The 25,751-nt window shown below is 65.4% G+C and carries 26 protein-coding genes; 6 read left to right on the forward strand and 20 right to left on the reverse strand.

The window, feature by feature from the left end; all coding sequences use genetic code 11:
• The first annotated feature begins 1 nt into the window (after position 1).
• The 6 genes from OK015_RS08870 to OK015_RS08895 all read left to right on the forward strand — a co-directional run bounded on the left by OK015_RS08870 (position 2) and on the right by OK015_RS08895 (position 5,932).
• Positions 2–937, forward strand: a complete 936-nt coding sequence (locus OK015_RS08870) for a DUF4129 domain-containing protein (RefSeq protein ID WP_268130792.1) — start codon at positions 2–4, stop codon at positions 935–937.
• Positions 934–1,416: a hypothetical protein gene (locus OK015_RS08875; protein WP_268130794.1), complete on the forward strand. Its 483-nt coding sequence runs from the start codon at positions 934–936 to the stop codon at positions 1,414–1,416. Before OK015_RS08870 ends, OK015_RS08875 begins: the two co-directional genes overlap by 4 nt.
• A gap of 26 nt (positions 1,417–1,442) precedes the next feature.
• Entirely contained in the window at positions 1,443–2,405 is a 963-nt protein-coding gene (locus OK015_RS08880) for an AAA family ATPase (RefSeq protein ID WP_442791281.1), read from the forward strand.
• A gap of 7 nt (positions 2,406–2,412) precedes the next feature.
• A complete protein-coding gene (locus OK015_RS08885) occupies positions 2,413–3,678 on the forward strand; it encodes a DUF58 domain-containing protein (RefSeq protein WP_268130797.1) in 1,266 nt (421 codons plus the stop codon).
• Between the two features lie 2 nt (positions 3,679–3,680).
• On the forward strand, positions 3,681–4,130 hold the full coding sequence (locus OK015_RS08890; protein WP_268130798.1) for a hypothetical protein: 450 nt from the start codon (positions 3,681–3,683) through the stop codon (positions 4,128–4,130).
• Positions 4,131–4,312: 182 nt separating this feature from the next.
• Complete coding sequence (locus OK015_RS08895; protein WP_268130800.1) at positions 4,313–5,932, forward strand: GMC family oxidoreductase; 1,620 nt, start codon at positions 4,313–4,315, stop codon at positions 5,930–5,932.
• Here OK015_RS08895 and nuoN read toward each other — a convergent pair.
• The 20 genes from nuoN to OK015_RS08995 all read right to left on the reverse strand — a co-directional run bounded on the left by nuoN (position 5,859) and on the right by OK015_RS08995 (position 25,728).
• On the reverse strand, positions 5,859–7,454 hold the full coding sequence (gene nuoN, locus OK015_RS08900; protein ID WP_268130801.1) for an NADH-quinone oxidoreductase subunit NuoN: 1,596 nt from the start codon (positions 7,452–7,454) through the stop codon (positions 5,859–5,861). The two genes, OK015_RS08895 and nuoN, sit on opposite strands and share 74 nt — an antisense overlap.
• Positions 7,451–9,034, reverse strand: a complete 1,584-nt coding sequence (locus OK015_RS08905) for an NADH-quinone oxidoreductase subunit M (protein WP_268130803.1) — start codon at positions 9,032–9,034, stop codon at positions 7,451–7,453. Before OK015_RS08905 ends, nuoN begins: the two co-directional genes overlap by 4 nt.
• The gene (nuoL, locus tag OK015_RS08910; RefSeq protein ID WP_442791282.1) at positions 9,028–10,914 is read right to left on the reverse strand and encodes an NADH-quinone oxidoreductase subunit L; all 1,887 of its coding nucleotides are present in this window, start codon (positions 10,912–10,914) and stop codon (positions 9,028–9,030) included. Before nuoL ends, OK015_RS08905 begins: the two co-directional genes overlap by 7 nt.
• Positions 10,915–10,935: 21 nt before the next feature.
• Positions 10,936–11,235, reverse strand: a complete 300-nt coding sequence (nuoK, locus tag OK015_RS08915) for an NADH-quinone oxidoreductase subunit NuoK (RefSeq protein WP_008259456.1) — start codon at positions 11,233–11,235, stop codon at positions 10,936–10,938.
• Positions 11,232–12,011, reverse strand: a complete 780-nt coding sequence (locus tag OK015_RS08920) for an NADH-quinone oxidoreductase subunit J (protein ID WP_442791283.1) — start codon at positions 12,009–12,011, stop codon at positions 11,232–11,234. The genes nuoK and OK015_RS08920 overlap by 4 nt, the downstream gene beginning before the upstream one ends.
• Before the next feature lie 5 nt (positions 12,012–12,016).
• Positions 12,017–12,562 carry an NADH-quinone oxidoreductase subunit NuoI gene (gene nuoI / locus OK015_RS08925; protein ID WP_442791224.1) on the reverse strand — a complete coding sequence of 182 codons (546 nt, stop codon included), beginning with the start codon at positions 12,560–12,562 and terminating at the stop codon, positions 12,017–12,019.
• Positions 12,555–13,814: an NADH-quinone oxidoreductase subunit NuoH gene (gene nuoH, locus OK015_RS08930; protein WP_268130807.1), complete on the reverse strand. Its 1,260-nt coding sequence runs from the start codon at positions 13,812–13,814 to the stop codon at positions 12,555–12,557. The genes nuoI and nuoH overlap by 8 nt, the downstream gene beginning before the upstream one ends.
• Positions 13,811–16,228 carry an NADH-quinone oxidoreductase subunit G gene (locus OK015_RS08935; protein WP_268130808.1) on the reverse strand — a complete coding sequence of 806 codons (2,418 nt, stop codon included), beginning with the start codon at positions 16,226–16,228 and terminating at the stop codon, positions 13,811–13,813. The genes nuoH and OK015_RS08935 overlap by 4 nt, the downstream gene beginning before the upstream one ends.
• Positions 16,229–16,316: 88 nt before the next feature.
• Positions 16,317–17,660 (reverse strand): NADH-quinone oxidoreductase subunit NuoF, encoded by a 1,344-nt coding sequence (gene nuoF / locus OK015_RS08940; protein WP_268130809.1) that lies wholly within the window; start codon positions 17,658–17,660, stop codon positions 16,317–16,319.
• Positions 17,660–18,451: an NADH-quinone oxidoreductase subunit NuoE gene (gene nuoE / locus OK015_RS08945; protein ID WP_268130810.1), complete on the reverse strand. Its 792-nt coding sequence runs from the start codon at positions 18,449–18,451 to the stop codon at positions 17,660–17,662. Before nuoE ends, nuoF begins: the two co-directional genes overlap by 1 nt.
• Positions 18,448–19,773 carry an NADH dehydrogenase (quinone) subunit D gene (gene nuoD, locus OK015_RS08950; RefSeq protein WP_268130811.1) on the reverse strand — a complete coding sequence of 442 codons (1,326 nt, stop codon included), beginning with the start codon at positions 19,771–19,773 and terminating at the stop codon, positions 18,448–18,450. The genes nuoE and nuoD overlap by 4 nt, the downstream gene beginning before the upstream one ends.
• A complete protein-coding gene (locus OK015_RS08955) occupies positions 19,773–20,501 on the reverse strand; it encodes an NADH-quinone oxidoreductase subunit C (RefSeq protein ID WP_442791225.1) in 729 nt (242 codons plus the stop codon). Before OK015_RS08955 ends, nuoD begins: the two co-directional genes overlap by 1 nt.
• Positions 20,498–21,052, reverse strand: coding sequence for a NuoB/complex I 20 kDa subunit family protein (locus tag OK015_RS08960; protein ID WP_268130812.1), 555 nt, complete (start codon positions 21,050–21,052; stop codon positions 20,498–20,500). The genes OK015_RS08955 and OK015_RS08960 overlap by 4 nt, the downstream gene beginning before the upstream one ends.
• 8 nt (positions 21,053–21,060) lie before the next feature.
• Positions 21,061–21,438, reverse strand: a complete 378-nt coding sequence (locus OK015_RS08965; protein WP_268130813.1) for an NADH-quinone oxidoreductase subunit A — start codon at positions 21,436–21,438, stop codon at positions 21,061–21,063.
• A gap of 284 nt (positions 21,439–21,722) precedes the next feature.
• The gene (locus OK015_RS08970; RefSeq protein ID WP_268130814.1) at positions 21,723–22,124 is read right to left on the reverse strand and encodes an Rv3143 family two-component system response regulator; all 402 of its coding nucleotides are present in this window, start codon (positions 22,122–22,124) and stop codon (positions 21,723–21,725) included.
• 30 nt (positions 22,125–22,154) lie between these two features.
• The gene (locus OK015_RS08975; RefSeq protein ID WP_268130815.1) at positions 22,155–22,691 is read right to left on the reverse strand and encodes a YceI family protein; all 537 of its coding nucleotides are present in this window, start codon (positions 22,689–22,691) and stop codon (positions 22,155–22,157) included.
• Between the two features lie 8 nt (positions 22,692–22,699).
• Positions 22,700–23,101, reverse strand: a complete 402-nt coding sequence (locus tag OK015_RS08980; protein ID WP_268130816.1) for a nuclear transport factor 2 family protein — start codon at positions 23,099–23,101, stop codon at positions 22,700–22,702.
• Positions 23,102–23,111: 10 nt separating this feature from the next.
• A complete protein-coding gene (locus tag OK015_RS08985) occupies positions 23,112–23,450 on the reverse strand; it encodes a DUF6285 domain-containing protein (RefSeq protein ID WP_268130817.1) in 339 nt (112 codons plus the stop codon).
• Positions 23,447–24,493: a phosphotransferase family protein gene (locus OK015_RS08990; RefSeq protein WP_268130818.1), complete on the reverse strand. Its 1,047-nt coding sequence runs from the start codon at positions 24,491–24,493 to the stop codon at positions 23,447–23,449. Before OK015_RS08990 ends, OK015_RS08985 begins: the two co-directional genes overlap by 4 nt.
• Positions 24,490–25,728: an acyl-CoA dehydrogenase family protein gene (locus OK015_RS08995; protein ID WP_268130819.1), complete on the reverse strand. Its 1,239-nt coding sequence runs from the start codon at positions 25,726–25,728 to the stop codon at positions 24,490–24,492. Before OK015_RS08995 ends, OK015_RS08990 begins: the two co-directional genes overlap by 4 nt.
• Positions 25,729–25,751 lie beyond the last annotated feature (23 nt).

Consider the following 25,751-nt stretch of genomic DNA (forward strand, 5'->3'; position numbering starts at 1 on the left):
TATGCCCGATAAGCCGACGGGGCGCGTCGTAGCCCTCATCGTGCTGTTGATCGTCGCTGCCGGTGCCCTGCACGGCTATCTTCCGGCTCGCGATCGCGCGGCGCACGCCGAATCCGGCAGTGGGCGGGCGGCGCTGGTCTTCGTCGTCGTCCTGCTCAGTGCGGCTCTCGCGTTGCTGGCGGTCGCGGTTATCGCGCGACTACGAGATCCGCGTGCGGCGGCGCCGAAGACGGGGGACCTGTCCGAAATGCTCGGCACCGGCATCGGGCGACCGAGTTGGCGGGTGTTGTTGATCGGGCTCGCGGTGATCGCCGCGTGGCTGTTGATTGCGATGCTGCTGGCCCGGTTATCGCTGCCGCACGGTATTGCTCCCGCCGAGCACGCACCGGATGCCGGCGCGCAGCCACCGACCGCCGCGCAGCCACCCCAGCACCGGCCCCCGCACCAGGAGAGCGGCGACATGCTGGGAATCCTGCTGGCCGCCACGGTTCCGATGATGCTGATCATCGTCGTCGGAACCCTCATCATGTCGCGGCGGCGATCGCGCGCGACGAGCCTGCACCCCTTTGCCGATGATGAGGTTAAATACCGGCCGCCGGCGCGGCGTTCGCAATCCCTGGTGCGTGCCGCCGAACTCGGGTTGGCCGAGATGGCGGACCGCAGGCGCGAACCACGAGAGGCCATCATCGCTTGCTATGCCGCGATGGAACGTGAGCTCGCGAATGTTCCCGGAGCGGCTCCCCAGGACTTCGACACCCCGACCGAGGTGTTGGCCCGTGCCGTCGAACTCCGTGCGTTGCATATTGATAACGCCGTGCGCCTGGTGAATCTGTTCGAAGAGGCGCGGTTCAGCGCGCACGTGATGAATGAGGGGCATCGTGACGTCGCGGTGGAGGTACTGCGGTTGGTTCTCGCGGAACTTCGGAGCCCGGTATGAAAAGGCTGATATCCCTGGGTATTTGCTTCATCGTCGGGGCGGAGCTTTTGGGGCTGATCGTGCAGGATCGCCCGTTTGTGTTGGCGGCGTCGGGCGTTGCCCTGGCCCTGGTGCTGCTCGACGTTCGTCGGCTGCTGGGGCACAGGATCGAACCCGCGTCGGACCAGGATCCCGACGATCTCGGTGCTACGTTGCGCCGGTGGCTAGCCACCACCGAGACGACGATTCGCTGGTCCGAGTCCACCCGAGCGGACTGGGATCGGCATCTGCGTCCTATGCTCGCCCGCCGGTACGAAATCGCCACTGGCCAACGACAAGCCAAGGACCCGGCGGCATTCCAGTCGACCGGCCGGATGCTATTCGGCGCCGAGCTGTGGGAATGGGTCAATCCCAACAACATCAGGCGCAGCGATGATCACCAGCCGGGTCCAGGCCGGACCGCATTCGAAGAGATCCTGCAGAAGTTGGAGCAGGTATGACAGGAGGCGCCACGATGCCGGTCGCTATGCCAGCCGGTACGACCACCGCACAGTGTGAGGCCGTGCTCGACGAAATCGAACGCGTGGTGGTAGGCAAGCGTTCCGCGCTGACCCTCATCCTCACCGCCGTTCTCGCGCGTGGCCATGTCCTCATCGAAGATCTACCGGGGCTGGGCAAGACATTGATCGCGAGATCTTTTGCCGCGGCACTGGGTCTGCGATTCACCCGGGTGCAGTTCACCCCCGACCTGCTGCCGGCCGACCTGCTCGGTTCGACGATCTACGACATGCAGTCGGGCCGCTTCGCGTTCCGCGCCGGCCCCATCTTCACCAACCTGCTGCTTGCCGACGAGATCAACCGCACTCCGCCAAAGACGCAGGCGGCGCTGCTCGAAGCGATGGCTGAAGGCCAGGTCAGCATCGACGGCGAAACCCACAAGCTGCCCACGCCTTTCATCGTTCTGGCGACCGACAACCCTATCGAGTACGAGGGCACCTACCCGCTGCCGGAGGCGCAACTGGACCGATTCGCGATGCGGCTGGAACTGCGATACCTCTCCGAGCGCGACGAGACCTCGATGCTACGGCGCCGTCTCGAACGTGGTTCGGCCGAACCGACGGTGAATCAGGTGGTGCACGGCGACGACCTGCTGGCGATGCGTGAATCGGTCGAGCAGGTGTCGGTGCACGAGGATGTCTTGCACTACGTGGTCTCGCTGGCCACCGCTACCCGGCATCATCCACAGGTCTCCGTCGGCGCCAGCCCGCGGGCCGAACTCGATTTGGTTCAACTCGCTCGTGCTCGTGCATTGCTGCTTGGTCGCGACTATGTGATCCCCGAGGACGTCAAGGCTCTCGCCATCGCGGCGGTCGCACACCGGATCACCCTGCGCCCGGAGATGTGGGTGCGCAAGATCCAGGGCGCCGACGTGGTCGGAGAACTGTTGCGGCGCTTGCCGGTACCCCGTACCAGCGAAGGCGCCGGATGAGCTTGCCGTGAACGGCCGCGAAGTCGAGTTCCGCTGGCGCGCATCGCCACTGACGCGGTCGATCGCGACCTGCGCGGGTATTGCGCTGGTTGCGGCCGTGATCGGCGCGCATTGGCAGCTCGTTGCGTTCGCGGCGCCATTGCTCGGCGTGCTGTGTTCGATCAGCTGGCAACACCGTGTGCCGAAGATCGGAGTGCATGGGGAACCGGCGTCGCAGCGTTGCTTCGAAGGAGAGCACGCGCGAGTGACGCTCTCGGTGACGAAGGAAGCCGGGGTGCCTGGCGCCTGGGCAGTCGAACTCACCGTACCCGCGGTCGAGGGCATGCAGCTCGACTATCTCGATCCGGATTCGCGGCACACGAAAACCGTTGTTGGAATGGCGCAACGCTGGGGTCGATACCCGGTCCGGGCCCGAGTCGACGCCGTCGCGCGCGGTGGGCTGCTCACCGGCACGGCGATCGTCGATGCCGCCGATGTGATCGTGTTTCCGCTGACGCCGCCGCAGTCGACGCCGATCCCGCGAACCGAGTTGCTCGACCGCCTCGGAGCCCACCTAACCCGGCATATCGGTCCGGGAGTCGAATACGCCGATATTCGTTCCTACGTTCCGGGTGACCAACTGCGGACGGTGAATTGGCCGGTGAGCGCGCGTCGCGGCCAGCTGCATGTGACGGAGCGGCTGACCGACCGTGCCGCCGACGTGGTGGTACTGATCGACGGGTATCGGCAGCCGGCGGGCCCGGCGACCGATGCCGCCGAACGGGTGGTGCGCGGTGCGGCTCAGGTGGTGCAGACGGCGCTGCGCTACGGCGATCGCGCCGGGATCGTCGCGCTCGGCGGTAATCGCCCGCGGTGGCTCGGCGCCGACATCGGCCAGCGTCAATTCTATCGTGTGCTCGACACCGTACTCGGCGCGGGTGATCGATTCGAAAACAACACCGGGACACTGGCACCGCGTGCAGCCGTTCCAGCCGGGGCGATCGTCGTCGCTTTCTCCACGCTGCTCGACACGGAATTCGCACTGGCGCTGATCGATTTGCGCAGACGCGGTCACGTCGTGATCGCCGTTGACACCCTTGATGTTTCACCGTTCGAAGGTGAACAGGACCCGCTGGTGGATCGGCTGTGGGCGTTGCAGCGCTCCGCAATGTATCGAGATATGGCGACCATCGGTGTTGACATCGTCTCCTGGCAGGAGGATCAACCCCTGGAGCAGTCGATGGGCGTACTCCCGGATCGCCGCCACCGGGTGCGGGGAAGGCTGCGGGGGTAGCGATGTCATCCGGTGCGCGATTCGGGGTCCATGCTCTGGCAACGGTATTCGGCCTGCTGATGGTCGGCTTGGCCGCAGTGGACGCCCACGGACCGGCGGTGGGCCTTGGGATCGGAGCGCTGGTTGCGGTAGGGGTTGGGGTCGTGTTGCGGCCGGCCGCAACGCTCGCCGTGTTGCTGTCCGTGACCATGATCGTGATGATCGATCCGCCCCATGTGTACGTGGGGCTCTCAGGGCTATGTGCGGCTGCCTACCTGATCTCCCGCCACGCGGCGGCGTTGCCGGACGCGCTCGCTATGGTGAGTTGGCCCACAATCGTTGGCGCCGTGGGATTTACTTTTGTGGGCGTGGTGGCGATGTCGTTTCCTTTGCACTTGCCGTGGATACCATTAGCGGCGCCGCTGGCGGTGCTGGCGATCTATGTGTTGGCGACCCGGCCGTTTTTGGGCTGATCATCAATTCGGCGTGACAACCCCACGAGTCATCGTGAGTTCCCGCTGGCTTTGCTTGGTTGGGTAGGTCGTTCTACGTACCTGGAAGGATTTTTGTCCTGGCCGCCCGCTCCGCGTATGCGCAATATGTGGTGGCACGCGATGTAGGCAACGCGACGTCGTAGTACAGGGGGAATGTCACAGTGAGTCACCGGCCACAGAGGACCGATTTCATCGTGGTGGGCGCGGGCGCGTCGGGCAGTGTCGTTGCGCGCCGGTTGCTGGACCGCGGCTACTCGGTGCATGTGCTGGAGGCCGGTGCTGCCGACATCAACCCCGATATCCATTCCAGTTCCGGATGGCCCGCGCTCCTGCACGGCGCTGCGGACTGGGCGTTCATGACTGCCCCGCAACGGCACGCCAACAATCGGCGCCTGTATTGGCCGCGAGGGAAGGTGTTGGGTGGCAGCAGCTCGCTCAACGGCCAGATCTACGTCCGGGGTCACAGTAGCGACTACAACGAGTGGGCTCAACTCGGCTGTACGGGTTGGGATTTCAACAGCGTATTCGGTCTGTTTCTGCGTTCGGAGGACTACGTGGACGGCGCGAATCCCTGGCACGGTTCGGGCGGACCGTTACCGGTGGAGCGCATCACTCGACCGAATCCGACGTCGATTGCCTTCATCGAGGGCGCGAAGGCCTTGGGCCACCGGGTCGTCGACGATTTCAATGGCCCGAACCAGGTCGGCGTCGGTTTCACCCAAGTGACCACCCGCAACGGACGCCGGGCCAGCGCATGGCAGAGCTTCATGGGCCCGGTGCTGGAGAATCCGCGACTGACCGTCACCACGGGCGCACTTGTGCACCAGGTCATGATCCGCGGCGGTCGCGCGGTCGGAGTGCAATACTGCGTGGACGGGCAGATTCTTCAGGCCTCGGCTGAGTGCGAAGTGGTACTGAGTGCGGGCACGCTGGGATCGCCAAAGCTGTTGTTGCTCAGTGGCATTGGACCTGCCGAGCATCTCGCTGAAATGGGCGTGCGGGTCTCCGTCGATCTTCCCGGGGTGGGGGAGAACCTGCACGACCATCTTCTGGTGAGCAATGTCTACGAGGCGTCTCGGCCGATGGAGCCAGCACATCACAACCTGCTCGAGTGTCAACTGTTCACCTGCAGCGCATATTGGCGGGGCCCGGGTCCCGATCTGCAGCCGCTGTTCATCCACACGGTGTACCCGGCCGAGGGCTATCCCGTGCCCCGCAACGGATACACGATTGCGCCCGGCATCATTCGTCCCCGATCGCGGGGCACACTTCGGCTGGCGTCGACCGATCCGGCGGCCGCACCGTGGTGTGATCCCAATGTCCTGGCCGAACCATACGACCTCGAGGCGCTGGTCGATGCGGTGGAGCTCTGCCGCGAGATCGGGGCCGGTCCCGCGTTCAGCGACTGGCGGTCTGCGGAGGTTGCACCGGGGCCGGCAGCGCGTACGCGTGACGACCTCCGCGAATACGTGCGACGCGCCGTCGGCACTTACCATAATCAAGTCGGAACCTGCCGTATGGGCGTCGACGATGACGCCGTGGTAGCACCAGATCTCAAGGTGCGTGGGATCGATGGACTGCGAGTCGCCGACGCGTCGGTCATGCCGTCCATCACGGGTGGCAACACCAACGCGCCGGCGATCATGATTGGTGAGAAGGCATCCGACCTGATCGCGGGAGCACCCGCGAGTCGGAAACGTAACGGCGTTACTGCAGGAACTGTGCGGCGTGATCGGCGAGGTCGAGCAGCGGTTGCGGGAAGATTCCCAGGCCGACGGTGATCGCGGCGCACAGCGCGATCGCGATCTTGCTCAGGATGCCCGGCGCCACAACCTGCGGCGTGTCATCGGTCGGTTCGGTGAAGAACATCAGCACGATCACGCGTACATAGAAGTAGGCGGCGACCCCGCTGGCGATCACACCGACGATGATCAACGGCACCGCACCGCCCTGGGCGGCGGCCTTGAACACCGTGAGCTTGCTGATGAATCCACTGGTCAGTGGGATACCGGCGAAGGCCAGCAAAAACATCGAAAGCATCACGCCCACAATGGGGGAACGCTGCCCGAGCCCGGCCCAGTGCGACAGGGTGGCGTCCTCGACGCCGTCGGAGTTGCGAATCAGACCGACGATGGCGAACGCGCCGACCGTGCTGAAGCTGTAGGCGACGAGGTAGAACAATGTCGCCGCAAGACCCGCCTGGTTGTCGGCGATCACACCGGTGAGGATGAAACCGACGTGGGCGACCGACGAATAGGCCAGCATCCGTTTGACATCGACCTGGTTGACGGCGGTGAGGGTACCGACGGCCATGGTCAGGATTGAAATCGCCCACAGCACAGGACGCCACTGCTCGTGCAGCGGTGGCAACGCGACGTACACGACTCGCAGTAGCGCGCCGAATGCCGCGACCTTGGTGGCCGCGGCCATGAACCCGGTGATCGGCGTGGGCGCGCCCTGGTACACGTCGGGAATCCACGAATGGAACGGCACCGCGCCCACTTTGAACAACAGGCCGACCGACAACAGCGCGACGCCGACCAACGCCATCGAGCTATCGCCATGGGCCGCAAACGCATCCCGGATACCGGGCAGAAGCAGCGTGCCGGTCGCACCGTAGATCAACGCCACCCCGTAGAGGAAGAACGCCGACGAGAACGCGCCCAGCAGAAAGTACTTCATCGCCGCTTCCTGCGAGAGCAGTCGGCGGTGACGTGCCAGCCCACACATCAGATACAGCGGCAGCGACAGCACTTCCAGTGCGACGAACATCGTCAGCAAGTCGTTGGCCGCCGGGAACACCATCATGCCGCCGACGGACAGCATCAGCAGCGGGAAGAGCTCGGTCTGCGCGGCTCCGGCGCGCTCGGCCTCGCGCTCGGCGTCACTGCCGGGGACCGCGGATGCCTGCGGGGTAAAGGAATCCAATCCCGAAGAATGCCCGGGTACTCCCGTCGCGACGGCGACCTTGTTGGCGGTCTGGGCGATGTTGCTGCGTTCGGCGATGAAGATGACGGCCATGACGGCCACCAGCACCACGGTGCCTTGCAGATACAGCGTCGGCCGGTCGATGGCCACCGCGCCCAGCACCGCGCTGCGACCTGATGCCGGAAGAGAACGGCTGACCGCGATGTCGGCGACGAATGCCGCGATCAAACCAGCGAGGGCCAGCGTTACCTGCGAGAGGTAGCGAATGTTTCTGGGCAGGAACGCTTCAGCCAGCACGCCGACCACTGCGATGCCGAAGACGATCAACATCGGGCACAGCAGGAAGTACTCGATGCTGGGGGTGGGAAGGGTCATTGGTGCGGTCCTTCGGCTGTACGGGGGGTCGCCCCCAAAACCGGATGGGTCACCCTCGGCGCGGGATCATGCTGGCCGATGGTGACCATGGTGTGGTCCACGGCGGGATTGATGATGTCGAGCACCGGCTTGGGATAGACGCCGAGAACGAATAGCAACGCCATCAACGGTGCGACGACGAGCAGCTCCCGGGCCCGCAGATCAGTGATCTTCTCGTTGCCTTCGGCCACCGGCCCGGTCATCACCCGCTGGTAGAGCCACAGCATGTAGATCGCCGCCAGGACCAACGCGGTCACCCCGAACGCACCGGCCAGCCAGTACCGGTTGAAAGTGCCCAGCAGGACCAGGAATTCACTGATGAACGGTGCCAGGCCGGGCAGTGACAGGGTGGCCATGGCCGAGACCAGGAAGGTGCCGGCCAGAATCGGCGCGACCTTCTGGACGCCGCCGTAATCCGCGATCAACCTGCTGCCGCGTCGTGTCACCAGGAATCCCGCGATCAGGAACACCGCCGCCGTGGACAGCCCATGGTTGAGCATGTACAGCGTCGAACCGCTCTGCCCCTGGGTCGTCATCACGAAAATGCCGGCGATGATGAACCCGAAGTGTGAGATGGAGGTATAGGCGATCAGGCGCATCATGTCGGTTTGCCCGATCGCGACGACCGCACCGTAGATCACCCCGATGATGGCTAACGTCACGATGAGCGGCCGGAAAAATGTTGACGCATCAGGGAACAGCTGCAGGCAGTAGCGCAGCATCCCGAACGTGCCTACCTTGTCCATCACCGCGGTGATCAACACCGCGGTCGCGGGAGTCGCCTCGACGGCGGCGTCGGGCAACCAACGATGGAACGGCCACAGCGGGGCCTTGACGGCGAACGCGAACATGAAACCCAGGAACAGCGCCTTGAACACGGCCGGGTCCACGCCGGCGAATCGGCCCGAGGAGATGCCGGTCACGATTTCGCGGAAGTCGAAGGTACCCGAACCGTGCTGCGCGGTCACGACATACAGCCCGATCACCGCCGCCAGCATGATCAGGCCGCCGAACAGGTTGTACAGCAAGAACTTCACCGCGGCGCGCGACCGCCCGGTTCCCTTACCGAAGCCACCGATCAGGAAGTACATCGGGATCAGCATCGCCTCGAAGAACACATAGAACAGCAAGACGTCGAGTGCGATCACCGAGATCAGCACCATCGACTCGATGGCCAGCGTCAAGGCGACGTAGGCGTGCACACCTCGGGTGCCCTCACCGCCGTCGTTCCAGCCCGCCACCAATAACAGCGGAATCAGAATGGCGGTCAACAGCACCAGGACCACCGCGATCCCGTCCACGCCAAGGTTGTAGCCGGCGCCGAACGCGGGTATCCAGGGGTGCTTCTCCAGGAATTGGTAAGGGGCGCCGCCGGTCTTGAATCCGAGCGCGACGACGAGCGCGACCGCAAGCGTCAGGACGCTGACCACCACGCCGGTCCACTTGGCGAACTGCCGCATCCCCGGCGGCAACAGGATGATGAGCACGGAACCCGCCAGCGGGACCAGCCACAGCACGCTCAGCCACGGAACGTTCACCACAGTTGTACCGCCAGGATCGCCGCGACCAGCAGGGTGGCGCCCGCCAACATCTCTAATGCGTAGGAGCGGGCGAAGCCGGTTTGCAGCCCCCGCAAGCGATTCGAGGTTCGGCCCACCAGTGCGGCCAGGGCGTTGACCGAACCGTCCACACCCTCGTTGTCGACTTCGACCAGCGCGTCGGTCAACTGCGCGCCAGGGCGCATGAATACCTCCTCGTTGAAGGCATCGCCGTATAGGTCTCTACGTGCGGCCGTGGTGAGTGCCGACACCTGAACGGGAGCCACTCTCGGAATCTCCGACCTGCCGTACTTCTGATAAGCCACCAGGATTCCGACCGCCACCACCGCCAGTGCCAGCGTGGTGCTGACCCAGGCCGGCAGGATGTGTGTGCTTTCCTCGTGCGCACCGACGACCGGTTCCAGCCAGTGCGGCAGGGTGCCCCCGATGGCGAATAGGCCGCCGGAGAACACCGAGCCAAAAGCGAGCAGAATCATCGGGCCGGACATCAGGGCCGGTGCTTCGTGCGGGTGACTACCTGGCGCCCAACGCTTTTCGCCGAAGAAGGTCATCAGCATCACCCGGGTCATGTAGAACGCGGTGATGCCCGCGCCCAGCAGCGCGGCTCCGCCCAGCGTGTAGCCGCGCACGCCGCCGACGCCCAGCGCCGCCTCGATGATGGCGTCCTTGGAATAGAAGCCCGCGAACGGCGGCACACCGATGATTGCCAGATAACCCAGCCCGAAGGTGATGAACGTGACGGGCAGGGCGGCGCGCAGCCCACCGTAACGGCGCATGTCCTGCTCTTCGTGCATCGCGTGAATGATCGAGCCCGACCCGAGGAACAGTCCGGCCTTGAAGAAGCCGTGCGTGAGCAGGTGCATGATCGCGAACGCGTAACCGGCCGGTCCGAGGCCCGCGGCCAGCACCATGTAGCCGATCTGGCTCATCGTCGACGCCGCTAGCGCACGCTTGATGTCGTCCTTGGCGCAACCGATGAACGCCCCGAACAGCAGCGTGACCGCGCCGACGAGGACCACGCCGAGCTGGGCACCGGGAGCGAGGTTATAGAGCGGGTTGGACCGCACGATCAGGTACACACCGGCGGTCACCATGGTGGCGGCGTGGATCAGAGCGGACACCGGGGTCGGGCCTTCCATCGCGTCACCCAACCAGGCTTGCAGCGGGACCTGGGCGGACTTGGCGCAGGCGCCCAGCAGCAGCAGTAACCCCATCGCCGTCAGTACGCCGCGACTGGCGGCCGGCGCGGCGGCGAAAACTCCGGCATACGAAAGGGTCCCGAACGTGCTGAACATCAAGAACATGCCCAGGGCCAGGCCGGCGTCGCCGACCCGGTTCATCACGAACGCCTTCTTGGCGGCCGTGGCCGCCGACGGCTTGTGGTACCAGAAACCGATCAGCAGGTAGGACGCCAGACCGACGCCTTCCCAACCGACGTAGAGCACCAGGTAGTTGTCGGCGACGACGAGCAGCAGCATCGAAGCGAGGAACAGGTTGAGATATCCGAAAAACCTTCGGCGGTCCGGATCTTCGGCCATGTAGGCGACCGAGTAGATGTGGATGAGCGATCCAACGCCGGAGATCAGCAGCACGAAGCACACGGATAACTGGTCGATCTGCAGCCCGAAGTCGACCTGGAATTGGTTGACCGGAATCCAGGTGAACACTGTCTGGTGGATGGCGCGGTGCTCACTGTCTCGGCTCAGCAACTCCGACAGCAGCGCGGTGCCCACCCCGAATGCCCCCAGTGCTGCGACGACGCCCAGCCAATGTCCCCACGCGTCGGTGCGTCTGCCGCCGAACAGCAAGACTGTGGCGCCCGCCAGCGGTAGTGCCACGAGCAGCCAGGTGAAGTGTGCGATGTTTGTCACGGCGGCGTTCTTCTACCCTTTGAGTAGGTTCGCGTCGTCGACCGACGCTGATTTGCGGGCACGGAAAATCGTCATGATGATGGCCAGGCCGATGACGACCTCGCATGCGGCCACCACCATCGTGAAGAACGCGATCATCTGTCCGTCCAGGTGGCCGTGCATGCGCGCGAAGGTGACGAACGCCAGGTTGACCGCGTTGAGCATCAGCTCGACGCACATGAACATCACGATGGCGTTGCGGCGCAGCAGCACACCCGCGGCCCCGATGGTGAACAGCAGTGCCGAAAGGTAAAGGTAGTTAGCCGGATTCATGACGCTCCGCCTTTGATGGCTTGCGGGGTGGGGGTCGACTTGCCGTCCGCACCGCGGGTTCGCAACATGCTCGACACCGACAGGTCCGAGTACGAGCCGTCGGGCAGCAACGCGGCCACGTCCACCGCGTTGTGGCGTGCGTAGACGCCCGGGTTGGGCAGCGGCGTCGCGCGCGCGCCGGTTCGGAACCGCTCCTCGGAAAGTTCGCGCTGAGTCTTGCGACGTTCGAAACGCTCGCGGTGCGCTAGCACCATCGCCCCGACCGCCGCCGTGATCAGCAACGCGCTGGTCAGCTCGAACGCCCAGAGGTAACGCGAAAAGATCAGTGCCGCCAGGCCTTCGACGTTGCCGTTGGCATTGGCGGTGGTCAGTCCGACGAAACCCCCGGTCGTCACATGGCCGATGGCTGCGACCAGAAGAATGCCGAACCCGACTCCGGTGATCACCGCGGCGACGCGCTGTCCGCGCAGCGTTTCCTTCAGTGATTCCGCGGAGTCCACGCCGATCAGCATCAGTACGAATAGGAACAGCATCATCACCGCGCCGGTATAGACCACGACTTGAACCACGCCCAGGAACACTGCGTCCTGGATCATGTAGAAGATCGCCAGGATGATCATCGTCATCGCCAGGAACATCGCCGAGTACACGGCGTTGACGGCCGTGACCACCCCGATCGCGCCGATCACGGCCAGGGCGCCCAGCACCCAGAAGGCCACCGCTTCGCCGGTGGAGGTGCGAACGATGGCGTCGGTCGCCAATGTGGTGGCAAGCACGGTGCTCACCGGGCATCTCCCGCCTGCTGGTTCTCGCGCAAGCCATCCGCGGTGACGTTGCCTTGGTAGTAGTCCTTGTCGGTGGCGCCTTCCGCCCGCGGGTGCGGCGGCGCGAGCATGTCTTGCAGCAGCGGGGCCAGCAGCCGGTTCTTTTCGTAGATCAGGTCCGCGCGGTTGTCGTCGGCCATCTCGTAGTCGTTGGTCATCGTCAATGCGCGGGTGGGGCAGGCCTCGATGCACAGTCCGCAGCCGATGCACCGCAGATAGTTGATCTGATAGACCCGGCCGTAGCGCTCTCCCGGTGAGAACCTTGCCTCGTCGGTGTTGTCGGCGCCCTCGACGTAGATCGCGTCGGCGGGGCAAGCCCAGGCGCACAGCTCGCAGCCGATGCACTTCTCCAGGCCGTCGGGGTATCGGTTGAGTTGATGACGGCCGTGGTAACGCGGGGCGACCGGACCCGGTTTCTCCGGATACTCCTCGGTGACAGTCTTTTTGAACATCGCCGCGAAGGTCACGCCGAATCCGGCCACGGCGTCGAGGAATTTAGCCACGTGCTTTCTCCTTGCTCGCACCGACTGATGACGTCAGGGCCCGGCTCGGCACCGGTGGTGTCGGGAATGCCGGTGGTGGCGGTATGGCGTCGCGACGCTTGCGAAGCTCGCGCGCCAGTGCGCGATTGTTTGGGGGGCTGAATGGTTTTCGCAGCGTCAGCACCAGTGCGATCGTGACAACGACGCTGCAGCCGACCAGGAGCGGAGTCCAATGCGCGTAGCCCTGATTGCGCAGCGAGCGGATGACGGCGGCGATCATCACCCACACCAGCGACACGGGGATCAGTAATTTCCAGCCCAGGCCCATGAATTGGTCGTAACGCAACCGCGGCAACGAGGCGCGCAGCCACATGTAGATGAACAGGAAGGTCCACATCTTGGCGGTGAACCAGAGCACCGGCCACCAGCCGGTGTTGGCGCCATCCCACATGTTCAGCGGCCACGGGGCGTGCCAGCCGCCGAGGAACATGACCGAGGCAAGCGACGAAACCGTCATCATGTTGACGTATTCGGCGAGCATGAACATCGCGAACTTCAGCGACGAGTACTCGGTGTGGAAGCCGGCGACGAGTTCGCCCTCGGCCTCCGGCAGATCGAACGGAGCCCGGTTGGTTTCGCCCACCATCGAGATCAGGTAAATCACGAACGACGGCAGCAGCAGGAATATGTACCAGACGCCGTTCTGTGCCTCGACGATTCCGGACGTCGACATGGTGCCGGCGAACAGGAAGACGGCCGCGAACGACAGGCCCATCGCCACTTCGTAGGAGATGACTTGGGCAGTGGAACGCACCCCGCCCAGCAGCGGATAGGTGGACCCTGACGCCCAGCCGCCCAGCACGATGCCGTACACGCCGATCGCCGAGAGACCGAGGATGAAGAGGACCGCCACCGGCACATCGGTCAGCTGCAACGGCGTGCGGTGGCCGAACACCGACACCTCGGGACCGAACGGGATGAACGCGAATGCGGTGAAGGCTGGAATCGTCGAAAAGACCGGCGCCGCAAAGTAAACGAACTTGTCGACGCCGACCGGGGTGATGCTTTCCTTGAGGGCTAGCTTGATCCCGTCCGCCAGGCTCTGCAGGGCGCCCCACGGGCCGGCCCGGTTCGGGCCGGGCCGCAACTGCATCCAGCCGAGGATCTTGCGTTCGAGCAGGATCGCCAACAGCACGTTCAGCATCAGGAACACGAAGATGGCCAGCGCCTTGCCGAGCACCAGCCACCAGGGGTCATGCCCGAAGCCGCTCATTCGCCCACTCCGATCTTCACGACGCTGCCGATGGTGACGCCGAGGTCACGCTGCACCGCCGAGCCCGGCGAGTTCAGCGGCAGCCACACCACGCGGTCGGGCATGTCAGTGATGGCCAGCGGCAGGCTGATTGATCCGCGCGACGTGCTGACCGTGACCGTGTCGCCCTCCGCTGCGCCGATTTCGGTCGCGGTGTCGGCCGACAGCCGCACCACGGGTTTGCGTGCCGTCCCCGCCAGATACGGCTCGCCGTCTTGCGCGCGGCCGCTGTCGAGCATCATCCGCCAGCCGGTGAGCACGGCTTCGCCCTGGCCGGGCTGCTGGGGCTCCGGGGCTTGCACGGTTGTGCCGCTTGCGCGCTCGCCGTCCCAGTTTCCTAGCGCCGACGCTTCTTCGCGGGCTGTTGAGACGCTGGTCATGCCGAGGTACACACCCATCTCGTCGGCCAGCGTGTCGAGGACCCGGTGATCGGATTGAGCGGCCTGTTGAGTGCTGCCGTGCAGTGCGGGCTCGAACGGGCGGAATCGGCCCTCCCAGTTGACGAATGCGCCGGCCTTCTGCGTCGTGGGCGCGACGGGGAACACCACGTCGGCGCGTTCGGTGACCTCGCTGCGCCGCAGCTCCAGGCTGACCACGAAACGGGCGGCGTCCAGCGCGGCCAGCACGGCATCCGGATCGGCGAAGTCGGCGGGTTCGATGCCGCCGACCAGCAGCGCACCCAGGGTGCCGTCCTTCGCGGCGGCCAGAATGCCGTCGACGTCACGCCCAGCGGCAGAAGGCAATTCATCGACATTCCACGCCGCTGCGACCTCTGCGCGGGCGGTGTCATCGGCGACAAGACGCCCGCCGGGCAGCAGTCCGGGCAGTGCGCCGGCCTCGAGCGCGCCACGCTCCCCGGCGCGCCGCGGCACCCAGGCCAACCGGGCCCCGGTGGCATCGGCGAGCCGGGCCGCCGCGGACAAGCCACCCGGCACCGTGGCCAGACGTTCGCCGACCATGATGACCGCTCCGGGGGTGGACAACAGGTCGCCCACCTCCCCGGTGGCCAGACCGTCCAGCGTCGACGGTTCCGCGCCGGGAACCGTTTGGATCAACCGGCCCGACATCTTGTTCAGTGCGCGAGTGGCGAACGGGGCGACCGCGTAGATCGGCACGCCGTGCTTGCGAGCGGCCTTGCGCAGCCGCAGGAACACGATCGGTGCCTCGTCCTCGGGCTCGAACCCGACCAGCACGACCACCGGCGCCGACTCCAGATCCGAGTAGCTGACGGTGAGCGGCAGGCCCGCGACGCGCGCCGCCAGGAACTCCGCCTCTTCGGCCGAGTAGGGACGGGCGCGAAAATCGATGTCGTTGGTGTCCAACACGATTCGCGCGAACTTCGAGTAGGCGTAGGCGTCTTCCCAGGTGCCTCGGCCGCCGACGAGGACGCCGGCGTTGCCGCGAGCGGCTTCGAATCCCCGGGTGGCCGCCACGATCGCGTGCGCCCAGGACGCCGGCTGCAACGTGCCGTCGGGGTCGCGGACCAGGGGAGTGGTGAGCACGTCGGGCTGGGTGTCGTACCGGAACGCCCACCGGCCCTTGTCGCAGTTCCACTCCTCGTTGACCTCGGGGTCGTCACCGGCAAGGCGGCGCAGCACCTTGCCGCGGCGGTGGTCGGTGCGCTCGGCGCAGCCGCCGGCGCAGTGCTCGCACACGCTGGGGCTGGAGACCAGGTCGAAGGGGCGGGCCCGGAATCGGTAGGCGGTGCCGGTCAAGGCACCGACCGGGCAGATCTGCACGGTGTTGCCCGAGAAGTACGAGTCGAACGGCTCGTTGGCGTAGATGCCGACCTGCTGCAGGGCGCCGCGCTCCTGCATGTCGATGAACGGATCGCCGGCGATCTGCTCGGAGAACCGTGTGCAGCGCGCACACAGGATGCACCGCTCGCGGTCCAGCAACACCTGCGAGGAGATGTTGATCGGCTTGGCGAACGTCCGCTTGTCGTCAGTGAAACGAGAGTCACTGCGGCCGTTGGACATTGCCTGGTTCTGTAGCGGGCATTCACCGCCCTTGTCGCACATCGGGCAGTCCAGCGGATGATTGATCAGCAGCAGTTCCATCACGCCGTGCTGGGCCTTGTCGGCGGCCTCGGAGGTGAGCTGGGTGCGCACCACCATGTCGTCGGTGCAGACAATGGTGCACGACGCCATCGGCTTGCGCTGACCCTCGACCTCGACCATGCACTGCCGGCAGGCGCCGACCGGGTCGAGCAGCGGGTGATCACAGAACCGCGGGATTTGGATGCCCATCAACTCCGCCGCGCGGATCACCAGAGTTCCCTTCGGAACACTGATTTCAGTGCCGTCGATGGTCAGCTTGACCATGTCGGGCGGAGTCGTCTCGTCACCCGTCTGGGTCTTGGCCGCACTTGTCATGAGCGCCGCTCCTCTCCCCCGCGAGCGGGAGGTGCCCCCACATCGCTCTGTTGCTCTGCATCGTCACCGGCGCGTGTCATGAGCGCGTTCACGCCTTTCCGTTCGCCGTAAGCATGGAGTCTCGTGGGTCGAACGGGCAGCCGCCTCCTTCGACGTGGGCGATGTACTCGTCGCGGAAGTGCTTGATCGAGGACATCACCGGGCTGGCCGCACCATCGCCCAACGCGCAGAACGACTTTCCGAGTATCGCGTCAGAGATGTCCAACAGCTTGTCGAGATCTTCGGTAGTACCTTTGCCGGTTTCCAGACGCTCGTAGATCTGGCTGAGCCAGAAGGTGCCTTCCCGGCAGGGCGTGCACTTGCCGCACGACTCGTGTCGGTAGAAGTCGGTCCACCGCTGAACCGCGCGGACCACGCAGGTGGTCTCATCGAAGATCTCCAGCGCCTTGGTGCCCAGCATCGAACCGGCCGCGCCGACGCCCTCGTAATCCAATGGCACGTCGAGGTGTTCGTCGGTGAGCAGCGGTGTCGACGACCCGCCGGGCGTCCAGAACTTGAGGCGGTGCCCGGCGCGCACCCCACCGGCGTAATTGAGTAACTCGCGCAGCGTGATGCCCAGCGGGGCTTCGTATTGGCCGGGGCGGGTCACGTGCCCGGACAGCGAATACAGCGTGAAGCCAGGCGATTTCTCGGTGCCCATCGACCGGAACCAGTCGACGCCGTTGAGAATGATCGACGGCACACTGGCGATGGTCTCGACATTGTTGATCACCGTCGGGCAGCCGTAAAGCCCGGCCACGGCGGGGAACGGCGGCCGCAGCCGGGGCTGGCCGCGCCGGCCCTCGAGGGAATCGAGCAGTGCGGTCTCCTCGCCGCAGATGTAGGCGCCGGCGCCGGCGTGCACCACCAGCTCGAGGTCGAAGCCTGATCCGTTGATGTCGCGACCCAGGTAGCCGGCGGCGTAGGCCTCGGCCACCGCGTTCTGCAAGCGGCGCAACACAGGTACGACTTCACCGCGCACGTAGATGAACGCATGGCTGGCCCGAATCGCGTACGCGGCGATGATGACGCCTTCGACGAGCACGTGCGGCGTCGCCAACATCAGCGGAATGTCTTTACACGTACCGGGTTCGGACTCGTCGGCGTTGACCACCAGGTAGTGCGGTTTGGCGGCCGCACCACTGTCGCCCTGCGGAATGAACGACCACTTGGTGCCGGTCGAGAAGCCGGCGCCGCCGCGGCCGCGCAACCCGGAGTCTTTGACGGTGCCGATCACCGCGTCGGGCTCCATCGCCAGCGCCTTCTGCAAGGCCTGGTAGCCGTCGTGGCGGCGATAAGTGGCCAGGGTGTACGACTCGGGGTCGTCCCAGTACCGGCTGATCACCGGGGTCAACGGCGTCGCCTGTTCGCCGGGGGCGGTGGGGGCGGCCATTACTCGGTCTCCCCGGTGGGCGTGGCGCCCGGATCGGGCGCCTGCATGCCGTGCTCCTTGGCCACCTCAAGTCCGGCCAGCGTGGCCGCGCCGGCGCCGCCCTGACCTTGGTCGGGACGCTCGTCCGCGAGACCGGCCAGGATGCGTGACGTTTCGCGGAACTTGCACAGTGGCGCACCGCGGGTGGGCGCGTTGGGTTTTCCGGACCGCAGCGAGTCGACAAGGTCGCGCGCCGATTCGACCGTCTGGTTGTCGTAGAACTCCCAGTTGACCATCACCACCGGCGCGAAGTCGCACGCGGCGTTGCATTCGATGTGCTGCAGGGTGACCGACCCATCGGAGGCGGTCTGGTCGTTGCCGATGCCGAGATGCTCTTTGAGTGAGTCGAATATCGCGTCGCCGCCCATCACCGCGCACAGCGTGTTGGTGCAGACGCCGACCAGATACTCGCCGGTGGGGCCGCGGCGGTACATCGTGTAGAAGCTGCCCACCGCCGATACCTCGGCGCCGGTCAGTCCGAGCTGCTCGCCACAGAATTCCAGGCCCGCCGGTGTCAGGTAGGAGTCCTCCGATTGGACCAAGTGCAGCAACGGCAACAGCGCCGAACGCTTGTTGGGGTAGCGGCCGATGATCTCCTTGGCGTCGACCTCCAGCCGGGCCCGGACCTCCGGTGAATACGACTGTGGCGCACCCTCAACGACGAACTGGTTGGGTTCCTCGGGCGGCGGTCCCAGCCGGATGAACACCCGCTCGCCGCTGTTTGAATTCGAGCCTCCCACCGCCGCGGTCATCGGTCGACTCCGCCCATGACCGGATCGATGCTGGCGACCGCGGTGATCAAATCCGCGACCATTCCGCCTTCGCACATCGCGGCGACCGACTGCAGATTGGTGAAGGACGGATCCCGATAATGCACTCGGTAAGGACGGGTTCCGCCGTCGCTGACCATGTGCACGCCAAGTTCTCCGCGGGGTGATTCCACCGCGCTGTAGACCTGACCGGCCGGGACCCGGATACCCTCGGTGACCAACTTGAAGTGGTGGATCAACGCTTCCATCGAGCCGCCCATGATCTTGGCGATGTGCTCGGGCGAATTGCCCATGCCGTCGGGGCCGACTTTCAGATCGGCGGGCCACGCGATCTTGCGGTCCTCGACCATGGTCGGTCCGGGCCTCAGCTTGTCCAGACACTGCTCGACGATCTTGATCGACTCCCACATTTCTTTGACGCGAATGATGTAGCGCCCGTACGCATCACAGGTGTCAGCGGTGATCACGTCGAATTCGTAGTTCTCGTATCCGCAGTAGGGTTCACTCTTGCGCAGGTCGTGCGGTAGACCGGTGGCTCGCAGGATCGGGCCGGTGATGCCCAGCGCCATGCATCCGGCCAAGTCGAGGTAGCCCACGTCCTCGGTGCGCGCCTTCCAGATGGCGTTTTCATTGAGTAGATCGCCCATCTCGCGCAGCACTTGCCGGAGCCCCTTGAGGCCTTCGACAATGTCGGCCTCGGCGTTGGGGGGTAGGTCCTGCGCCACCCCGCCCGGGCGAATATAGGCGCTGTTCATTCGCAGACCGCTGATCTTTTCGAACAGGGTGAGGACGATCTCGCGTCCCCGGAAGCCGACGAACATCGGCGTCATGGCCCCCAGTTCCATACCGCCGGTGGCCAGCGCGACGAGATGCGAGGAGATCCGGTTGAGCTCCATCATCATGACCCGGATGACGTTGACCCGTTCCGGGATCTCATCGGTGATGCCGAGCAGCTTCTCGACTCCGAGGCAGTAGGCGGTCTCGTTGAAAAACGGTGAGAGGTAATCCATCCGGGTTACGAAGGTGACGCCCTGCGTCCAGTAGCGGTATTCGAGGTTCTTCTCGATTCCGGTGTGCAGGTAGCCGATTCCGCACCGGACCTCGGTGACGGTTTCGCCTTCGATCTCGAGGATCAGCCGCAACACTCCGTGCGTGGACGGGTGCTGGGGTCCCATGTTGACGACGATGCGTTCACCGGGATCCGCGGCGCGGGCGGCCTCGACGACCTGCCCCCAGTCCTGTCCACCGGCGACGACGACAGTTTCGGCGCCGCCCTCGTGCGTCGAGTCAGTGATTGTGCTCATCAGTTGTACGCTCTCCGCTCGTCGGGCGGGGGTATCTGTGCTCCCTTGTACTCGACGGGAATGCCGCCGAGCGGGTAATCCTTGCGTTGCGGATGGCCATGCCAGTCGTCCGGCATCTCGATGCGGGTCAGCGACGGGTGCCCGTCGAAGATGATGCCGAAGAAGTCATATGTCTCGCGCTCGTGCCAGTCGTTGGTCGGGTAGATCCCAAACAACGACGGGATGTGCGGATCTCCATCCGGTGCAGACACTTCCAGCCGGACGCGGCGATTGTGCGTGATCGACTGCAACGGGTAGACGGCGTGCAATTCGCGGCCGGTCTCGTGCGGGTAGTGCACGCCGTTGACACCCAGGCACATCTCGAAGCGCAGTTCGGGTTCGTCGCGGAGGCGTTGGGCCACCTGGGCCAGCGCCTCGCGGCGCACGTGCAGCGTCAGTTCGTTGCGGTCGACGACGACTTTCTCTATGGCGTTTTCGAATTCGATGTCGCCGGCCTTCAGTGACTCGGCCAGCCGGCCGACCACGTCGTCGAAGTAACCGCCGTACGGCCGGGGGCTGCTGCCCGGGAGCGTGACCTCGCGCACCAGACGTCCGTAGCCGGAGGTGTCACCCGACCCCGAAATGCCGAACATGCCGCGGCGCACGTTGATCACTTCTTGGTCGGGCGATGGAAGGGCGCCGCCCACTTCGCTGGCGGCAACTTTCGGGTCCTGCTCCGGCGAGCTCATCGCAGCAGTCCACGCATTTCGATGGTGGGCCGCGCGCCCAGCGCCGCCTGCTCGGCTTCGGCGACGGCGTGCTCGCGGTTGACGCCCAGCGGCATTTCCTGAATCTTCTCGTGCAGCTTGAGGATTGCGTACAAGAGCATCTCCGGACGGGGCGGGCAGCCGGGGAGGTAGATGTCCACCGGGACCACGTGGTCCACGCCCTGAACGATCGCATAGTTGTTGAACATCCCGCCGGACGATGCGCAGACGCCCATGGCCAGCACCCATTTCGGTTCTGCCATTTGGTCGTAGATCTGGCGCAGCACCGGGGCCATCTTCTGGCTGACCCGCCCGGCCACGATCATCAGGTCGGCCTGGCGGGGCGTCGCCGAGAACCGCTCCATCCCAAAGCGGGCGATGTCGAACCGTGGCCCGGCCGTTGCCATCATCTCGATGGCGCAACACGCCAATCCGAACGTCGCCGGCCACAGCGAGTTCTTGCGGACGTAGCCGGCGATCTTTTCCACAGTCCCCAGCAGGATGCCGGCGGGTAGCTGTTCTTCCAGGCCCACGAGTTACCTCAATCCCATGTCAGGCCGCCGCGGCGCCACACGTAGGCGTAGGCCACGAAGACGGTGAGCATGAACACCACCATCTCGACCAGAGCAAATAATCCCAGCGCGTCGTAGCTGACTGCCCAGGGATACAAGAACACGATTTCGATGTCGAAGACGATAAATAGCATTGCGGTCAGGTAATACTTCACCGGAAACCGCTGCCCGGGCGTCGCATGCGGACCGCTCACCGACGTTTCGGTCGGCTCGATTCCGCATTCGTAGGCCGCCATCTTCGACTTGTTGTAGCGCGACGGGCCGGCCAGGCTCGCGATCCCGACCGAGCCGACAGCAAAGGCGGTGGCAATTGCGCCGAGCACCAGGATGGGTATGTAGACGTTCAACTCGCTCCAAGATCCGTCGTGGGGCCGCCTATATAGCGACCAGGCGGCGACCGGGCTGCTGTGACGGGCTGGGTCTGTAGCCCGTCGCAGTGATCTTCAACATAGCGTTGAGGTGGCTGGGGCAGGTGGTCGGGGTGATGCTAATCACTCGGCTGTGGTCTTCGCCGAGCTCAGACAACGACTGATTGGCGGGCAGCCGGGAATGCCCGGCTGCTGTGGCATCGGCATCCGGTGGATTTCGGGCGGCGCCGGCACGACATTCGTCCGGGCGCGGCGACAGCGGGCTAGGCGGCGGGGGCTCGGAGCAACCCGAGCACGGTGCGACCCAACACGATGGGATCGATCGGGTGCGGCACCGCGGCTTCGGCGCGCGACCAGCTCGCCAGCCATGCGTCGTCGGGGCGGCCGGTGAGCACCAGGATCGGTGGGCAAGTCTCGAGTTCGTCTTTGAGCTGTTTGGCGATTCCCATGCCGCCGGTCGGCGTCGCTTCGCCGTCGAGGATGGCCAGGTCGATGCCGCCCTCGTCCATGGTGCGGATCACCATCGGGCCGGTCGCCACTTCGACGTAGTTGAACTCGGGCAGATCCGGGTGCAGGCGTTTGCCCAGTGCCCGCTTCACTTTTTCGCGGGTGTTGGGGTTGTCGCTGTAGACGAGTATCCGCAGAGCGATCGTGGCGTCGGGCACGGTGCAGATGCTACTGCGGCCCGACCGACTTTATCGGGCAGACCGCACGAAAACGGCCTGCGCCGCCGCCGTGGCCGTCGGCGCGATCACGCCGAACTTGTTCCAGCCGATGTCGAACTGGGATCGATCGATCTTGGTTTCGCCCGAGATCTGGATCGAGCCGTCGCCGGCCTCGGTGACCGTGATGGGCAGCAGTAGCGGCGCGGTCACGCCCTTGATGGTGAAGTCGGCGCGCAGCTCCGCCGCCTTGCCTTCGGTCGGCTGCACCGCGGTGACGACGACGCTGATCTCGGGAAACCGCTCGACATCGAAGAAGTCCGCCGAGCGCAGATGCTCGTCGCGACGGCCGATGCCGGTGTTCAACGAGGCCGTGCGGATGTCGAGGCGGCCGAAGACGGCGCCCGTCCCGGTGAGTTGTCCGTCGCCGGAGAACTCGGTGAAGCGGCCCTTGACGTTCACCAGGCCCCACATGTTTTTGATCTTGAAGCTGACGGTCGACCGGTCGGGGACGATGTTCCACACCCCGGCCAGGTCGGGATCGTTCAGCAGTGTTTCCAGCGTTGTCATTGTCCGTCTCACCTCATCAGTGGCGCTATCTCGGCGGGGTCGAAGTACTCGTCGATCCGGTCGATCAGGCCGTTTGTGCCCACCCTGATCACGATGCAAACGCGCATAGAGATCGATTGGCCGGTATGGCCGGTGGCGTACAGGACGTGCTGCTGGACGAAGCCGCTGATCGATCCGTCGTCGAAGAGCCGACGATCGAGGATCTCATAACGACGCTCGGTGGTCACATCGATGAACCAGTGGACGACTCGCAGCGCGCGGGCCTTGGCGTCGTCCCGGCCGGCGCCCACCCGCCACACCGCGATGTCCTCGCTCCACAGCTGATCAACCGCGGCCTTGTCACCGTTGACGATCGACATGAACAGCCGGTCGGCCGTGTCGACGACGAGCTGAGCGCTAGCAGCGGGCATGGCAGGGCTCCTATTCGTTGTCGTATCCGGGGTGGGCAACCGCCAACCGATTGCGTACCAACGTCCGCAGGCCGGCGAGGACGTCCCCGGCGCGCTCGTCGAGTTTGCCGGCCCGGATGGCGGCGGCGAGTTGTTCCTCGTCGGCGAAACCCAAGCCGGCCAGTGCGGCTCGCGATTCCGCCTCGCTCTCGTCGAGCAGTTCGCGCTCCACGATCCGTAAAGCGTTGGCGGCCACCCGGGAGTGGAAATTGACCTGGCCGCTGGTCGCCTCCCGGACGTCGGTTTCGAGGAATTCGGCGACTGCGGCCACGAGTTCGGCTGCCAGCGGGCGGCCGTAGGCGCCGATCATGAACCCAGCTCCGATTGCCCGGCTTCTTCTCGCGCCGCCGCGCGGCGCGCACCGTCGCCGGGCGCTTCCTCGAGCAGGTTGAGGATGTCCCACTCCGTCTCACTCACGCGGCGACCGATCGTGGCCAGTTCGACCGAGCGCGATTGACCACTCAAATGCCGCTCCGCCTGATAGCGGCAGATGACGCCCCAGCGCAGCGTGGCCAGCACCAGCCACCAGTGCAGTGTCACCCGGTCGACGGTCGTGGCGCTGGCCTGCTCGTAGTCGCGCACGAAGCCCTCGATGCTGCCGAGGCCACCGGCGTCGAGGCTGGCCGGAGCGCCGAACCGCCACGCGCGGATACAGAACCAGGCCAGGTCTTCGTACGCCTCACCCAGATGTACCAGCTCCCAGTCGAGGACGGCGGCCAGATCGGATCCATCGACGATGAGGTTCCCCATCCGGTAGTCCCCGTGCACCAGCACCCTTGTCGACGATTGCGGCCGGTGCGCGGCCAACCAGCGAAACGCCCATTCGAAGGTGGCGGTGGTGTCATTCATCGCGTCCAGCCGCTCGCGCCATTCCACGAGCTGGTCCTGGTAGGCCAGGCCCGGAATGTCGGAGTCGGCATGGTGAATGGCGGCCAGTGCCTGCGCGCATTGCCGGAGCAATTCGGTTCGACGTGCGTACCCGTCGGCGGTGTCGAGCTGGCGCGCAATGCGCCGGACGATGGTCTCGCCCTTGATCTCATCGCAGACCAGAAACGGATTGCCCAGTACGGCAGGCGAATCGTCGGCGACCAGGATATGGGGGACCGGTGCCCCGGCGGCCCCAGCGGCGGCCTGCGACCGGGCTTCGAGTTCCATGCTGGCGTGGATGTCGTCGGGCGGCCCGGTGCGCAGGATCAGTGCGAGGCGTTGGGCGCCGGCGACCGCATCGAACGCCCAGGTGGTGCGGCTGGCCCCACCGGTGAGGGCACGCAGGTTCTCGATCGTGGTGCCGGGGCCGAGAGTCGGCGCCAGCACCGTGGCCAATTTGGGGGCCAGCTCTTTCGCGTCGGTCATTGCTTGCCGAACTTGAACAGCCGCTGCGCCACTCGGCGAATCTGGATTTCCTCGGCGCCCTCGGTGATCCGGTAGCGGCGGTGATGGCGGTAGATGTGCTCGAACTGCTCATGACGGCTGTAGCCGAGGCCGCCGTAGATTTGCATCGCGCGGTCGGCGGCGTCGCAGACCAGTCGGTTGGCGCGATAGTTCGCCATCGACACTTTGTCCGACACCTCCATGTGGTGGTTGCGATCCAAATGCCAGGCGGCGTATTGCACCAGCAGCCGCACCATCTGCGCTTCGGTCTGCAGCTCGGCCAGCGGCCACTGCACGGCCTGGTTGACTGAGAGTGGCTTGCCGAACACCGTGCGCTTGCCGGCATATTCGGCGGCCCGGTCGATGCAGTATTGCGCCGCGCCCAGGCTGCTCGCGGCTTGGCGGATCCGGTTCTCGTGCAAGAACGTTTGCGCAACCTCCAGGCCGCGGCCGACCTCACCGAGCACCGCGTCGGCGGGGATTCGCACATCGGTCAACTCGACTTCACCATGATCGGTGGGCATGTTGAACGTCCACCAGTAGTAGGGGACCGTGAATCCGGGCGTGTCGGTCGGGACCAGAAACGCGGTGATACCGCGGGCTTGGCCCGGTTCGCCCGAGGTGCGGGCGAAGATCAGATCGTGGGTGGCTCGGTGCACCCCGGTGTTGAACCGCTTGGAACCGTTGATCACCCAGCTGTCGCCGTCACGTTGGGCGTGCGTCTCCAGCCAGGTCGCGTCGGAGCCGTGCTGTGGCTCGGTGAGTCCGAAAGCCATGGACCGCTCCCCGGTGATCAGCGCCTCCGACCACAGGCGCCGCTGCTCATCGGTGCCGAAGCGCTCCATCATGATCACCTGGGGAAAGTTCCCGACGATCGATGACTCATTCTGCAGGTCGTTGTGTAGGCCGATGCCCTTGTGCGCCAGGTGTTCCCGGATCACGGCCATGTCGATGTTGCTGCCGTCGCGTCCGCCCAGCGCGGCCGGCAACCCGTAGCGCAGCCAGCCCGCCTTGTCGGCGCGCCGGCGCATCTCGGCGAGCAGCTCCTCCCACTCTTCGGTCGGGATGCCGTCGTTGTCCCAATCGGTGCGGGCGTGCTCTCGACGCTGGTCGAAATACTGGATGTGCTCGCGTTCCAACGGTTTGATGTCGGCCTCGATGAACGCATCCATCTCCGCCAGCAGGCCCGGAAGATGTTCTGGGAGGGTAAAATCCACAGCTATTTCCTCATGATCTCTCG

The organism is Mycobacterium sp. Aquia_216 (genome assembly GCF_026723865.1).
Taxonomy (GTDB): Bacteria; Actinomycetota; Actinomycetes; order Mycobacteriales; family Mycobacteriaceae; genus Mycobacterium.

Excerpts from the sequence above, each read along its gene's own strand:
- OK015_RS08870 (WP_268130792.1), top strand. The coding sequence starts at position 2 with ATGCCCGATAAGCCGACGGGGCGCGTCGTAGCCCTCATCGTGCTGTTG.
- OK015_RS08875 (WP_268130794.1), top strand. The coding sequence starts at position 934 with ATGAAAAGGCTGATATCCCTGGGTATTTGCTTCATCGTCGGGGCGGAG.
- OK015_RS08880 (WP_442791281.1), top strand. The coding sequence starts at position 1,443 with ATGCCAGCCGGTACGACCACCGCACAGTGTGAGGCCGTGCTCGACGAA.
- OK015_RS08890 (WP_268130798.1), top strand. The coding sequence starts at position 3,681 with ATGTCATCCGGTGCGCGATTCGGGGTCCATGCTCTGGCAACGGTATTC.
- nuoN (WP_268130801.1), bottom strand. The coding sequence starts at position 7,454 with ATGACCCTTCCCACCCCCAGCATCGAGTACTTCCTGCTGTGCCCGATG.
- nuoK (WP_008259456.1), bottom strand. The coding sequence starts at position 11,235 with ATGAATCCGGCTAACTACCTTTACCTTTCGGCACTGCTGTTCACCATC.
- nuoH (WP_268130807.1), bottom strand. The coding sequence starts at position 13,814 with ATGAGCGGCTTCGGGCATGACCCCTGGTGGCTGGTGCTCGGCAAGGCG.
- OK015_RS08935 (WP_268130808.1), bottom strand. The coding sequence starts at position 16,228 with ATGACAAGTGCGGCCAAGACCCAGACGGGTGACGAGACGACTCCGCCC.
- nuoF (WP_268130809.1), bottom strand. The coding sequence starts at position 17,660 with ATGGCCGCCCCCACCGCCCCCGGCGAACAGGCGACGCCGTTGACCCCG.
- nuoE (WP_268130810.1), bottom strand. The coding sequence starts at position 18,451 with ATGACCGCGGCGGTGGGAGGCTCGAATTCAAACAGCGGCGAGCGGGTG.
- nuoD (WP_268130811.1), bottom strand. The coding sequence starts at position 19,773 with ATGAGCACAATCACTGACTCGACGCACGAGGGCGGCGCCGAAACTGTC.
- OK015_RS08955 (WP_442791225.1), bottom strand. The coding sequence starts at position 20,501 with ATGAGCTCGCCGGAGCAGGACCCGAAAGTTGCCGCCAGCGAAGTGGGC.
- OK015_RS08975 (WP_268130815.1), bottom strand. The coding sequence starts at position 22,691 with ATGACAACGCTGGAAACACTGCTGAACGATCCCGACCTGGCCGGGGTG.
- OK015_RS08980 (WP_268130816.1), bottom strand. The coding sequence starts at position 23,101 with ATGCCCGCTGCTAGCGCTCAGCTCGTCGTCGACACGGCCGACCGGCTG.
- OK015_RS08985 (WP_268130817.1), bottom strand. The coding sequence starts at position 23,450 with ATGATCGGCGCCTACGGCCGCCCGCTGGCAGCCGAACTCGTGGCCGCA.
- OK015_RS08990 (WP_268130818.1), bottom strand. The coding sequence starts at position 24,493 with ATGACCGACGCGAAAGAGCTGGCCCCCAAATTGGCCACGGTGCTGGCG.